We start from the raw sequence: 12,927 nt of genomic DNA on the forward strand, positions 1-12,927 counted from the left end.
CTTAGGTTCGCGGTGATCGCAAGCAGTGCGGCGAGGCCGGTTCACTCGGTACTACTTGTCGGCATGACCACCGTGGAAAACACCTCCCGGATCCTGCCCGGATCACCCGAATGGACCGAGTTGCTCACCCGCATCGGTTCCGGCGCCAAAGACCGAGACCTGAACGACGAGAATCCTTTTGACCAAGTCGCCGCCCTGAAGCGGGCCGGATTCGGCACACTGCGCCTGCCCGCCGAACTCGGCGGTGCCGAATTGACGGTGCCGCAACTTTTCTCCGCCGTCATCGACGTTGCCCGCGCGGATCCCATTGTCGCGCACATTTTCCGGGCGCATTTCTGGTTCGTCGAAGAGCGGTTGCGTTCCCAGGACCTGCGCTGGCTGGACCGGGTCGCCGAGGGCAAGACGTTCGGCAACGCGTTCAGCGAGAAGGGCAGCCTGGCGGTCGGCAGCCTGGTGTTCAACACCCGGCTGCTGCCCGCCGCCGACGGCCGTTACCGGCTGGACGGCGAGAAGTACTACAGCACCGGCTCACTGTTCTCCGACTATCTGACCGTCACCGCGACCACCGATCACGATTCGGTGGCCACCGTGGTGCTGCCCACCGACCGTGCCGGCGTCAAGCTGATCGACGACTGGGACGGGTTCGGCCAGCGCCGCACCGGTACCGGCACCACCACGTTCAGCGGTGTCGCGATCGCCGCCGACGAGGTGCTCAGCGACACCCCATACGACGCGCAGCCCACGCCGACGGTGCAGTACGCGTCGCTGCAGCTGTACATCCACGCCATCGTCGCCGGCATCCTGCAGGCCGTGGTGGACGACGGTGTGGCCCTGCTGCGGTCACGGGCGCGCAGTTTCAGCCATGCGGTGACCGATAAGCCGATCGACGATCCGCTGTTGCAGCGACAGCTCGGCGAACTGGCCAGCACGGCGTACATCGCGCGGACCGCGGTGCTGGATGCGGCCGCCGCGATCGCCGCGGCCAACGCATCCGAGGTCGACGGGGTGCCCGACGCCGATCTGGCCGCCGAGGCTCAGCTCAAGTCGGCCAAGGTGAAGGTGCACCTGGACGACGTCGCCCCCGAGGCGGCCACCCGGCTGTTGGAGCTCGGCGGGGCCAGCGCGTCCAGCCGGGCCCGCAACCTCGACCGGCACTGGCGCAACATCCGCACCATCACCTTGCACAACCCGGTGGGCCTCAAGGCCCGCGCCATTGGCCAGCAGCTGCTGCACGGCACCCCGGTCCCGGCCAACGCGTACTTCTGAGAGCGATTTGTGCACGTTTGGTCACGCCAGGCGTGACCAAACGTGCACAAATCACTGGGAAAGGACCCCAGCACCACCATGACCCGGCAGTTGCACCTCGGCGGCTTCCAGATCGCCTCGCAGGTCACTCACAGTCACGCCGCCTGGCGGCACCCAGGCCACCGCCACCCTGGATCCGTCCATCGTGGCGGCCAGCATCGGCGCCGTCACCAGCAAGCTGGGCGTGGCGATCACCAAGTCCGCCACCTACTTTCACCCGTACCAGCTAGCCCGCATCTTCGCCAGCCTGGACCACATCACCCGGGGCCGGGTGATGTGGAACATCGTCACCTCATTGTCCCAGAGCGAGGCGCAGAACTTCGGCCAACCGGGACAACCTGACGCTGCGCGATATCGGCAAGTGGTACGCCCAGGGTGTGCTGCTGCCGCAGTACGTCGGCACGGCCGCCCAGGTCGCCGATCAGATCGAGGAGTCGTTCCGCGCCGGTGAGGCCGACGGGGTCATGGTGTCGGCGGCCCAAAGCCCGGGCACCTTCAACGATTTCGTGGACTACGTGGTGCCGGAACTGCAGCGCCGCGGCCTGTTCCGAACCGAGTACCAGGGCGATACGCTGCGCGATCACCTGGGCCTGAGCTCGACCACCGAGCGCGTGGCGCACGCGGTCGCGTAACCGGCGGGGACGTCAGGCGGTCAGTTCGATCAGGTGCGAGTCGGCGATGCCGGCGTACCGGTCCGGGTCGCAGGTCAACACGATCACCTGACCGTCGCCGGCCACCGAATCGAAAACCGCCGCCATCTTGGTCAGCCGGTCGGGATCGCTGAAGCCCAGCGCGTCGTCGATGACCACCGGCACGGTGTCCTCCTTGGCCACCAGCGACGCGCACGCCAGTCGGGCCACGATCCCGATCTGCTCCTTGGCGCCACCGGACAGGGATTCGTAGCCGACGGTCCGGCCGCCCACGGTACGGCTGCAGATGCGCAACGAGCTGTCGATGTCGACCTCGAAGTCGGCACCGAACACCATGCGGCCCAGTCGCTCGATCTCACCGCGGAACGGCTCGATATAGCGCAGCCGTGCCGACTCCCGATGCCGCATCATGACCGAGCGCAGCAATTCCGCGGCCCGGGCCCGGCGCTCGATGCGCTGGTACTCCGAGTGCGCGTAGGCACGTTCGGACTCGGCGGCGTCGAGGGCACCCTTGCGTCCCTGCGTGCCGTACAGCCGCAGGGCGGTGGCGACGTCGGCCAGTTCCGCGGCCGCGGCCGCCCGGTCCCGCTGGGCGGCCTGCGCGGCGGCGGTGGCTTCGGCCAGCGCCGTGGTCACCGCATCCGGTTGGGCCGCAGCGAGTTCGGCGTCCAGGGTGGCCACCGCGGCCGCCGCCGCCCTGGCGTGGTCGGCATCCGCCTCGGCGCGCTGACGCAACACGTCGTCGGCGGCCAGCACGCGCTCGCCGGCGAGGCGTTCGGTCGCGGCGGACAGTTCGGCCTGCGCAGCGGCCAGCTTCTCGCGCAACACACTGGCCGCGACCGTCGCGTCGTGCAGGCGGGTGCCCAGCCCGGCCGCCAGGCCGCGTAGTTCCTGGGCCGTGCGTCCGGCTTGTGCAGCCGCCGCCACCGCGGCGTCGAGCTCGGCCCTGGCCGCGTCGATATCGCCTTCGGGATGCGCTTCCCCGGCACACAGCGCCCGGTGCCGGGCCCGCAACTGCTCCGGCGTCTCGTCGCCGGTGAGCGCATCCACGGTGGCGCGCAACCGGTCCCGCGCGGCGGTGAGTTCGGCGCGCCGAGCGTGCAATGCACGGGCGGCCGCGGCGTCCGCGGCATCGCAACGCCGCAGCACCTCGGCCAGCGCCGCGCGGGCTGCCTCGAGCGCGGCCGCGGTGTCCACCGCGTCGGCGCCCGGGACCACCCGTGCCGACAGCACCCCGGCGACGTCGATCTCGGTCGGCTCGGCGATGCCCGCCGACCACCGCTGGCCCGCGACCAGCACCATGCTCTGCTGGCCGGCGCGCACCTCAAGGTCGGCCAGCGCGACGAGTTCGACATGGGCCGAAGCGAGTTCGGCGCGGTCGGCCGCGCGTTCGACGGCCCGTTCGGCGGCCTCGACCTCACGCAGCAGGGCGTCGGTGATGACGATCGGCGCCAACTCGGTGCCGAGCTTCTCCAGTTCGGCCGCGGCGGCGTCCAGGCGAGCCAACCGGGTGGCCAGCCGCGCCGCTTCGTCACGCGCGGCGAGCGCCGCCACCACGCCCCGAGCGGCCTCCAGCCGAGCCCGGCCGGCCTCGGCCTCGGCCTCCGCGGCGACCGCGGCCTGCTCGGCATCGGCGTGTTCGTCGCGCAGCGCGGCCTGCGCCCGGGCCGACTCAGCCGCGGTGGAGATCAATTCGGCTGCCGCGACGGATCTTTCGTCGATTTCGGCGCGCAGCCGGTCACGCTCGGCGACTGCGGCGGCCGACATCCCGGACGTCGCCTTGGCGGCGTCGGCGATCAGCGCCGCCTTGTCCCGCGCCGCGGAGAGCCGCTGCACGACCGCCGCGGCCTCCCGCGCTGCGGCCAGTCTGGTCTCCGCGGCCTCGACCTGAGTTGTCCGTTCGGCCACCGTGGCGGTGAGCGCCTCGTGCCGGCCGACGGCGTGGTCGACCTCGGCCACCGCGGCGGCACAGCTGGACACCGCCTCATCGGCCTGGCGCAGTCGGGCGATGGCCGCCGCCCACTCCCCGGTCGGGCGGCCGGTCTGGGTGAAATAGGCGAGGTATTCGGCATCGATGCGGTCGACGAGCAGCGGGTCGGCGTCCCCGGCGGGCCCGGCGTCGTCGCCGGTACCGGCCGCCACATCCAATGCCCGCGACAGCGCGTCGCAACCGGACAGATCCACCGGTGCGGTCGCGGTCGCCTGCAGCACCCGCTGCGCCTGCCACAACGCGGTGTCCACGGTCTCGTCCAGCATGGCCAGCACCCGCTCGTGTGCCTCGTCGCCGGTGAGCTGCTCACGGCGCGGGGACAGCACGGTGAGCTCCGTCTCGGCACGCTTGTGGAAGCGTTTGCGGTAGACGAAACGATATGACCCGGTGGAGATTTCGGCGATCACCTCGGATCCGACGTCGGCGTGCGTGGGTTTGACGGCCTTGACCTCTTTCTTGGCCGACCGATCCTTGGCCATCAGCAGCAGGTCCAGTGCCTCGATCATCGAGGATTTGCCGATCTCGTTGGCGCCGCTGATCACCACGACGCCGCGGTCGGGGAACTCGATCTCGCGGTGCGCCACTCCGCGGTAATTGACGAGCGTCAGCCGGTGCAGCTTCATGCCGCGCTCCCCTGCCCACCGGGACCGGCCAGGCGCAGCAGCAGGGCCAGCGCCGAGCGGGCGTCATCGGCGTCGGCGCCGTCGGTGCGGGCGGTGGCCATCAGCTCCTGCACCGCGCCCGCGGCGAAGCCGCCGATAGACAGGTCGTCGAATTCACCATCGGCCGGAATCACCGCGATGTCGGTGTGCCGCTCCCACAGTCGCAGTGACGCGAACAACCGGGCGTAGCGGTCCAGGCAGGCGTCGAGCTTGGCCTTGTCGGTGACGGTGAGAGAACCGGTGAGCACCATCCGCACCACGGTGCGGTCCTTGTCGGGCAGCTGGTCCAGGTTGATGTCCAGTCCGGCGATATCACGGTCGTCGTCCACCTGGTGGCGCAACGTGACGAAGCGCCACCGCCCCACCCGCCGGGCCTGCACGCGGGCTTCACCCCCGTCGAGGTCGACCACCAGCACGTGGCCCGGGTCGGCCTCCACGTCGTCGTAGTTGGTGACCTCCGGCGACCCGGAGTACCAGACCCGGCCGGTGTCGCCCACTCGGGTGCGGGAGTGCTTGTCCCCCAACGCGACATAGTGCACCGCACCGCGATCCAGCGCGTCGTGCAGGCCGGCCAGCCGGATGAGCGACGGTTTGGCCGGGTCGGGATCCAGGAGGTCGACCCCGCCGTGCGCGACGAGTACCCGCAGCGTGCCGTCGGCAGGCAGCGACTGCAGCACCGCACCGGCCAGGTCGGTGGTCGGTGCCTTGGAACGCCAAGGGGCCGCGACGATCTCCAGACCGGGCCGCACCTCGAACACGCCGTCACGGTCGAGCACCGTGACATTGTCCGGGCGCTCGGCGAGGAACAGTTCGCTGGTGTAGACGGACCCGGCGTCCAGCGGGTCGTGGTTGCCCGGCAGCAGATAGACCGGAACGCCGATGGCCCGCATGGCCTCCAGCGACTTGCTGACCTCGGCGGGAGCGAGCTGGTTGTGCTCGAACACGTCACCGGCGACCACCACGAACTCCGCGCCCGTCTCGGCGGCCAGCGCACCGAGTCCGGCCACGGCCTCCCGGCGCGCCGCGGAATAGCGGTGCTGGGCGTCGGCGCCGCCGGCATTGAGGAAGTGCCGGGTCATACCGAGCTGCCAGTCGGCGGTGTGGATGAAGCGCATGACGGGAGTCTAAGTTCGACCGCCGACAAGTCCGGGGATGCGCGTCGGCATGGTTAGGGTGAACCCGTGCGAACCCTCATCCTGCTGCGGCACGCCAAGTCGGATTACCCGTCCGGGGTGCCCGACCAGGACCGACCGCTGGCGCCGCGCGGTATCCGCGAGGGCGCGCTGGCCGGGGACTGGCTGCGCAAACACGTCCCCGCCGTCGACGCGGTGCTGTGCTCCAGCGCGACACGGACGCGGCAGACCCTGGCCCGCACCGATATCGAGGCGCCGGTGCAGTACGTCGACCGGCTCTACGACGCCACGCCGGGCATCGTCCTGGCCGAGATCAACCAGGTCGAACAGACCTTTCCGGCCGAGGTACGGACTCTTTTGGTGATCGGGCACGAGCCGGTGATGTCGTCGCTGGCGCTGGGCCTGGCCGGGGACGGCAGCGCACCCGAGGCGGTCGAGGCCATCGGGCACAAGTATCCGACATCGGCGATCGCCGTGCTGCGCACCGAAAAACCATGGAGCGCGCTGGAACTGGACAGCGCCGCGCTGGTCGCGTTTCACGTGCCGCGCTAGCGGCGTGTGTGCGGACTCATCCGGCGCGACCGGCGCGTCGCGGATGACACCGCACAAACCCGGCTCTACGAACTGGTCGCGAGCGTCAGCTCCATCAGCTTGAGCGCCATCGCGCACGCGTCGATGCCGGGGGTCTGCGGGTTCACCCACCAGCCGACGACACCGCTGGCGTCGCTGGCCACCCCGCAGGCGCCGTTGGCGGCCGGGTTCCTCATCACGATGGACGGCACCCCGGCCACCGCGCGGCTCTCCACCTGGTACTTCAGCTTGTCGGCGACCTGCTTCTCGTTGTCCAGGCTGCCCTGCTCGAACCAGAACCGGGTGATGTCGATGAGGCCGGCCGGGTTGGCGGCCTGCCAGCGGCAGACCGCGCCGACGAAGGTGCTCTGGATGTCCAGCGGGTCGGCGCCGACCGTCTTGGCCAGGATGTCCTCGGTGAGGACCTCGCATTCCTTGAGCAGGTTCGGGTAGGTCTTCTGCGAGTCGTTGTTGCGCGGCACGTCACCGGCGCCGGCCTTGACGGCGGTGCCCTCCACGGTCGACGAGCAGCCGGCCAGCAACGCGGTTGCCGCGGCGAGCACGGCCAGTACGCGACGGCTCATTTGGCGTTCACAATCGATTGACGGGTCAGTTCCTTGGCGACGTCGCACGGATCCGGGTACGGCTTCTCGGCGAAGCTGACGGACCACTCGATGAAGTCGTCGTCGAACTGGATGCCGATCTCACACAGGCTCTTGCCGAGCACCGGGTCCTCCCCGACCGCGATGAAGCCGTTACGCCCCTCGATGGTGATGTCGTCGACACTGGCCCGGGACAGTTCCTCGGTCTTGCGCTCGCGCCCGATCGGGCTGCCGCGGAAGCTGGTGAAGGAGAAGTGCGGGCCGACGATGCCGCCACCGGCCAGCCACTGGCAGCCCACCGAGTTGCGGGCGGTGTTGACCAGGCCGGTCACCTTGGTCAGCTGTGCGACGGTCTGATCGCTGATGCCGCCGCACTCGGGAAAGATCGGGCCGTGCTTGGCCGCGGCTGCCGACGCCGTACTGCTGGACGGCACCTGAGGTGAGCTCGGGGCGTCCGAGTCGGAGCAGGCCGCCAGCGCGGCGACGGCAGCGGTCGCCACGACCAACGTCTTCGCGGGACCGCTGAATCGGCGGTGGCCTCGTCTGGGGGTCACGACATGCACTGTAGCGGCAGCCGGCGCCGAACCGCTGTCATGCACATTGACCTGCCCTTTCGTGTCCCACGCCCATGACGGGCGGGCACAGGGTGATGTGCGACAGTAGCCAGATGCTCTGGGCGTTGCTGCGGCGGTACGTGCGGCCCTACCGCGGGCTGCTCACCGTGGTGGCCCTGCTGCAGGTGATCAGCACGCTGGCGTCGTTGTATCTGCCGACGATCAACGCCGACATCATCGACGAGGGCGTGGCCAAGGGCGACACCGAAGCGATCGTGCGGCTGGGGGCCGTGATGCTGGGGGTGACCGCCCTGCAGGTGCTGTGCGCGGTGGGCGCGGTGTTCTACGGATCCCGCGCCAGCGTCGGCTTCGGCCGCGATCTGCGCTCGGCGATCTTTCACCACGTGCTCGGCTTCTCGGCGACCGAGACGGCCCGCTTCGGGGCGCCGACGCTGCTGACCCGCACCACCAACGACGTCCAGCAGATCCAGCTGCTGGTGCAGATGACGTCGACGATGCTGATCACCGCGCCGATCATGGGTGTCGGCGGTATCGCCATGGCGGTGCACCAGGACGCCGGGCTGTCCTGGCTGCTGCTGATCAGCGTGCCGGTGCTGGCCCTGGCCAACTATCTGGTGATCCGCAAGCTGCTGCCGATCTTCCGGTCCATGCAACGGCTCATCGACGGGATCAACCGGGTGCTGCGCGAGCAGCTGTCCGGCATCCGGGTGGTGCGCGCCTTCGCCAGGGAAGCGCTGGAACGCGGCCGGTTCGACGAGGCGAACCGGGCGCTGACCGACACCGCGATCACGGCCGGGCGCTGGCAGGCGATCATGCTGCCGGTGACGACGCTGGTCATCAACATCTCCAGCGTGGCGCTCATCTGGTTCGGGGGCATGCGCATCGACGCCGGCCAGATGCAGGTCGGGTCGCTGATCGCGTTCCTGGCGTACTTCATGCAGATCCTGATGGCGGTGCTGCTGGCCACGCTGCTGCTGGTGCTGCTGCCGCGGGCGTCGGCCTGCGCCGACCGGATCACCGAGGTGCTGGGGACCTTCCCGCAGATCACCGATCCACCCCATCCGGTCCCCGTCCAGGCGCTGCGCGGTGAGATCGAGTTGCGCGGCGCGACCTTCAGCTACCCGGGCGCGGATCGGCCCGTGGTGCAAGACGTTTCGCTGACCGCGGGTCCGGGCACGGTGACCGCGATCGTGGGCAGCACCGGTTCGGGCAAGTCGACGCTGGTGTCGCTGATCTGCCGGCAGTACGACGTCACCGCGGGCGCGGTGCTGGTCGACGGCCACGACATCCGCGCATACGGCACCGAAACCCTGTGGTCGGCAATCGGATTGGTACCCCAACGCGGCTACCTGTTCTCCGGCACGGTCGCCGAGAACCTACGCTACGGCCGCGCTGACGCCAGCGAGGACGACATGTGGGCGGCGTTGCGGGTGGCCGACGCCGAGGAGTTCGTCCGCGCCGACGCCGACGGCCTGCAGATGCGGGTGGCCCAGGGCGGTATCAACTTCTCCGGCGGGCAACGGCAGCGGCTGGCCATCGCCCGCGCCGTCATCCGCAGGCCCGCGGTGTATCTGTTCGACGACGCGTTCTCCGCGTTGGACGTCCGCACCGATGCCCGGGTGCGGGCCGCACTGCGGGCCGTGTCGGACACCGCGACGGTGATCATCGTGTCCCAGCGGATCTCGACGGTGACGGCCGCCGATCAGGTGATCGTCGTGGACGCCGGCCGGGTGGTGGGCACGGGAACCCACGAGTCGTTGTTACGGGACTGCCCGACGTACGCGGAGTTCGTCGACTCGCAGACGGTCGCCATATGACGCGACCGATGCGCGGGATGCCGCAACCGCCGGCCGCCCGGTCCCGGGATTTTCGCGGCTCGGCGATCCGGTTGGTGAAAAGACTGACGCCGCAACGCGGTCTCGCGCTGGCGGTGATCGCGCTGGGCGTGGTCGGCATCGCGATCGGTGTGATCGGCCCGCGCATCCTCGGCCACGCCACCGACCTGCTGTTCAACGGGGTGGTGGGACGCGGCCTACCCGCCGGGATCAGCAAGGACCAGGCGATCGAGGCGGCCCGCGCTCGCGGTGACACCAGGTTTGCCGACCTGCTGTCCGGCATGAACGTGGTCCCCGGCCACGGGGTGGACTTCGGCGCGGTGGGCCGCACCCTGCTGCTCGCACTGGGCTTGTATCTGGTTGGTGCGCTGGCAATCTGGATCCAGGCGCGCATCCTCAACGTCGTCGTGCAGCGCACCGTCGCCGCACTGCGGGCCGAGATCCAGGACAAGGTGCACCGGCTGCCACTGTCCTACGTGGACGCCCGCCAGCGCGGCGAGTTGCTCAGCCGGGTGACCAATGACGTCGACAACGTGCAGTCGTCGTTGGCGATGTCGATCAGTCAGCTGCTCACCGCGGTGTTGACGGTGCTGGCAGTCCTGGTGGCGATGCTCACCATCTCGCCGCTGCTGGCACTGCTGACCGTACTGACGGTGCCGCTGTCGCTGCTGGTGACCCGGGCCATCACCCGCCGCTCGCAGAAACTGTTCGTCGCGCAGTGGACCAACACCGGCCGGCTCAACGCCCATATCGAGGAGACCTACAGCGGTTTCACGATCGTCAAGACCTACGGGCATCGCGAGCACGCGTCGGCGCAGTTCGCCGAGTTCAATGCCGATGTATACCGGGCGAGCACGGGCGCGCAGTTCCTGTCCGGTCTGGTCGGGCCCGCCACCACGTTCGTCGGCAATCTCAGTTATGTGGCCGTCGCGGTGGTGGGCGGTGTGCAGGTGGCGACGGGCCAGATCACCCTGGGCAGCATCCAGGCCTTCATCCAGTACGTCCGCCAGTTCAATCAGCCGCTGACCCAGGTGGCGGCGATGTTCAACACGCTACAGTCCGGGATCGCCAGTGCCGAGCGGATCTTCGATGTGCTGGACGCGCCGGAAGAGTCCCCCGACCCGTCCGGCGCGGTGCCGCCACCCGCCGCCGGCCGGGTGGAGTTCGACCGGGTCAGCTTCGGGTACCGGCCCGACACCCCGGTGCTGCAGGACGTGTCGCTGGTCGCCGAACCCGGGATGACGGTCGCGATCGTCGGGCCGACCGGGGCGGGCAAGACCACGCTGGTGAACCTGCTCATGCGGTTCTACGACGTCGATTCGGGCCGAATTCTGCTGGACGGCACCGATATCGCGGCGATGCCGCGGGAGGCGTTGCGATCGCGCATCGGCATGGTGCTGCAGGACACCTGGCTGTTCGGCGGCAGCATCTACGACAACATCGCCTACGGCCGGCCGGACGCGACACCTGACGAAGTGCATGACGCCGCGCGCGCCGCCTACGTCGATCGGTTCGTGGCTACCCTGCCCGACGGCTACCAGACCAAGATCGGTGAGGACGGCGGCCGGCTCAGCGCCGGGGAGCGCCAGTTGGTCACCATTGCCCGCGCGGTGCTGGCCAGACCACAGCTGCTGATCCTGGACGAGGCGACCAGCTCCGTGGACACCCGCACCGAGCTGCTGATCCAGCAGGCTATGGCCGAATTACGCAGGGAACGCACCAGTTTCATCATCGCGCACCGGCTGTCCACCATCCGTGACGCCGATCTGATCGTGGTGCTGGAGCACGGGCGGATCGTCGAGCAGGGCACCCACGCCGAGCTGCTGGCGCGCGGCGGCCAGTACTGGGCGATGGCCCGACTCTGAGCGCATCTGCGCCGGGCGTTCAGACCTGCGGACCCTCGGCCCGCAGGTCGTCCACCGCCGTCATCGCCGCCCGCAACTTGGACAGCCACTCATCGGTGTGCTCACCGACCAGCCGCACCGACCAAGCCAGCGCGTCGGAGCGCGAGCGTGCCACACCGGCGTCGACCAGCGTGTCCAGCACCTGCCGTTCGGGCTGCCGCAGTCGCGTCATCACCGGTACGGCCAAGTGGGTGAACAGGATTCGCTCCTCGCCGGCCCGGATACCCCAGGAGACCTTGCGGCCGAAGCGATCCTGCGCCTCGTCGGCGATCCGCATCCGCTCGCCGCGGGTTTCCTCGCGGAACTTGGCGGCCCGCCCGGATGCGCGGGAGGCACTCTCCTCGGTGTCGGCGTCGGGCAACCGGCCGATAACGGTGATCTCTTCGCGGTCGACGGTGACCTCGGGATCACCGTCGAACCAGCCGTCGGGGAGCCGGCCGGCGAACCAGTCGGCGGCTTCGGCGGCATCGTGGGTGGCGCGCCGCGCATGATGATGTGTCTTCATGATTACATGATTACACCGTTACAGCTGCCATAGAACGCACTTCACCCACGGCGAACATGCTCCATCCGGCTGCTACCGCTTGAGCAGCGCCGCCGCACCGCCGCCCAGCACCAACGCGACCACCAGCAGCGCCGCCCATCCCGCACCGACCAGCCACCACACCGCGGCGACGGCGATGATCGCCGGCGAGAGAAGGAACAGCACCATGCCCGGGTGTTGCCTGACGACCGCCAGGGCGCTCTTGGCCCGCACCCGATCGAGCTCGTCATCTGCCATACGAAAAAGCATGCCAGCCTATGGTGGCTCTAGCACGTACCAAACTCTTGAGACCCGAGGAGACACGGTGAGTGGTCAGTGGCTGAGGGATCCCGAAGGCCGGTTCGAATACCGGTGGTGGGACGGGCAGAGGTGGACCGACCAGGTGTCCCATCAAGGGCAGGTGCACGCCGTGCCACTCGGTGCGCCGCCCACGCAGCAGCAGCCGCCGCAACCTCAACAGTTGGCGTCGGCCGGTGACGGCTTCACCGGCATCACCGGCGATCTGGTCGACGGCCGGTTCAGCGAGAAGGAATCCGCCGCCGTCGCGAAGCAGAACCGGAAGCTACTGCGGGTGCGCGTCGGCGATCCGTTCCTGGCCCGGCAGGGTTCCATGGTGGCCTACCAGGGCAACGTCGACTTCGCCTTCGAGGGCGGCGGGGCCGGCAAGTTCCTCAAGAAGGCGTTGACGGGCGAAGGACTGCCGCTCATGCGGGTGTCCGGCCAGGGCGATGTCTTCCTCGCCGAGCAGTCCTTCGACGTGCACCTGCTGCACCTGGCCAATGCCGGGCTGTCGATCAGCGGCAAGAACGTGCTGGCCTTCTCGTCGAACCTGGACTGGAACATCGAGCGGGTCAAAGGCGGCAGCATCGCCACCGGCGGACTGTTCAACACCACGCTGCGCGGCAGCGGGTGGGTGGCGCTGACCACCGACGGGCCGCCTGTCGTGCTCGACGCTGCCGAGGCGCCGACCTTCGCCGACACCAATGCGGTGGTGGCCTGGTCGGCCAACCTGCAGACCTCGCTGAAGACCAGCTTCAAGGCCGGGTCGCTGATCGGGCGCGGCTCCGGCGAGGCGCTGCAGGTGGCCTTCGCGGGTCAGGGCTTCGTGATCGTCCAGCCGTCGGAAGGCATTCCCGTCCCCACGCAATGACCGGGCG

The 12,927-nt window shown here is 69.5% G+C and carries 11 protein-coding genes and 1 pseudogene; 6 read left to right on the top strand and 6 right to left on the bottom strand.

From position 1 onward, the window contains the following. Positions 1–63 precede the first annotated feature (63 nt). Both AWB94_RS21145 and AWB94_RS21150 read left to right on the top strand, forming a co-directional pair. Positions 64–1,266 carry an acyl-CoA dehydrogenase family protein gene (locus tag AWB94_RS21145; protein ID WP_062657709.1) on the top strand — a complete coding sequence of 401 codons (1,203 nt, stop codon included), beginning with the start codon at positions 64–66 and terminating at the stop codon, positions 1,264–1,266. 78 nt (positions 1,267–1,344) lie between these two features. Then, positions 1,345–1,937: pseudogene (locus AWB94_RS21150) on the top strand (LLM class flavin-dependent oxidoreductase). A gap of 12 nt (positions 1,938–1,949) precedes the next feature. On the opposite strand, the gene AWB94_RS21155 reads toward AWB94_RS21150, so the two are convergent. Next, the gene (locus tag AWB94_RS21155) at positions 1,950–4,568 is read right to left on the bottom strand and encodes an AAA family ATPase (protein ID WP_062657706.1); all 2,619 of its coding nucleotides are present in this window, start codon (positions 4,566–4,568) and stop codon (positions 1,950–1,952) included. Continuing rightward, positions 4,565–5,722, bottom strand: a complete 1,158-nt coding sequence (locus tag AWB94_RS21160; RefSeq protein WP_062657705.1) for a metallophosphoesterase family protein — start codon at positions 5,720–5,722, stop codon at positions 4,565–4,567. The genes AWB94_RS21155 and AWB94_RS21160 overlap by 4 nt, the downstream gene beginning before the upstream one ends. Positions 5,723–5,788: 66 nt before the next feature. On the opposite strand from AWB94_RS21160, the gene AWB94_RS21165 reads away from it, so the two are divergent. Beyond that, on the top strand, positions 5,789–6,292 hold the full coding sequence (locus AWB94_RS21165) for a SixA phosphatase family protein (protein ID WP_062657704.1): 504 nt from the start codon (positions 5,789–5,791) through the stop codon (positions 6,290–6,292). Positions 6,293–6,357: 65 nt separating this feature from the next. Here the strand turns inward: AWB94_RS21165 and AWB94_RS21170 are convergent, their stop codons facing one another. Then, complete coding sequence (locus AWB94_RS21170; RefSeq protein WP_062657703.1) at positions 6,358–6,894, bottom strand: DUF3558 domain-containing protein; 537 nt, start codon at positions 6,892–6,894, stop codon at positions 6,358–6,360. Next, positions 6,891–7,466, bottom strand: coding sequence for a DUF3558 domain-containing protein (locus AWB94_RS21175; RefSeq protein WP_409365975.1), 576 nt, complete (start codon positions 7,464–7,466; stop codon positions 6,891–6,893). Before AWB94_RS21175 ends, AWB94_RS21170 begins: the two co-directional genes overlap by 4 nt. Before the next feature lie 113 nt (positions 7,467–7,579). Between AWB94_RS21175 and AWB94_RS21180 the strand changes: the two genes are divergently transcribed. After that, positions 7,580–9,304 (top strand): ABC transporter ATP-binding protein, encoded by a 1,725-nt coding sequence (locus AWB94_RS21180; RefSeq protein WP_062657740.1) that lies wholly within the window; start codon positions 7,580–7,582, stop codon positions 9,302–9,304. After that, complete coding sequence (locus AWB94_RS21185) at positions 9,301–11,187, top strand: ABC transporter ATP-binding protein (RefSeq protein WP_062657701.1); 1,887 nt, start codon at positions 9,301–9,303, stop codon at positions 11,185–11,187. Before AWB94_RS21180 ends, AWB94_RS21185 begins: the two co-directional genes overlap by 4 nt. A 19-nt stretch (positions 11,188–11,206) precedes the next feature. On the opposite strand, the gene AWB94_RS21190 is transcribed toward AWB94_RS21185, so the two are convergent. Further along, complete coding sequence (locus AWB94_RS21190; protein ID WP_062657700.1) at positions 11,207–11,731, bottom strand: ATP-binding transcription factor AbmR; 525 nt, start codon at positions 11,729–11,731, stop codon at positions 11,207–11,209. 72 nt (positions 11,732–11,803) lie between these two features. Beyond that, positions 11,804–12,007, bottom strand: coding sequence for a hypothetical protein (locus AWB94_RS21195; protein ID WP_062657699.1), 204 nt, complete (start codon positions 12,005–12,007; stop codon positions 11,804–11,806). Positions 12,008–12,074: 67 nt separating this feature from the next. Between AWB94_RS21195 and AWB94_RS21200 the strand changes: the two genes are divergently transcribed. Beyond that, positions 12,075–12,920, top strand: a complete 846-nt coding sequence (locus AWB94_RS21200; RefSeq protein WP_062657698.1) for an AIM24 family protein — start codon at positions 12,075–12,077, stop codon at positions 12,918–12,920. Positions 12,921–12,927 lie beyond the last annotated feature (7 nt).

The sequence above is a fragment of the Mycolicibacterium canariasense genome (assembly GCF_002101555.1).
Lineage (GTDB): Bacteria > Actinomycetota > Actinomycetes > Mycobacteriales > Mycobacteriaceae > Mycobacterium > Mycobacterium canariasense.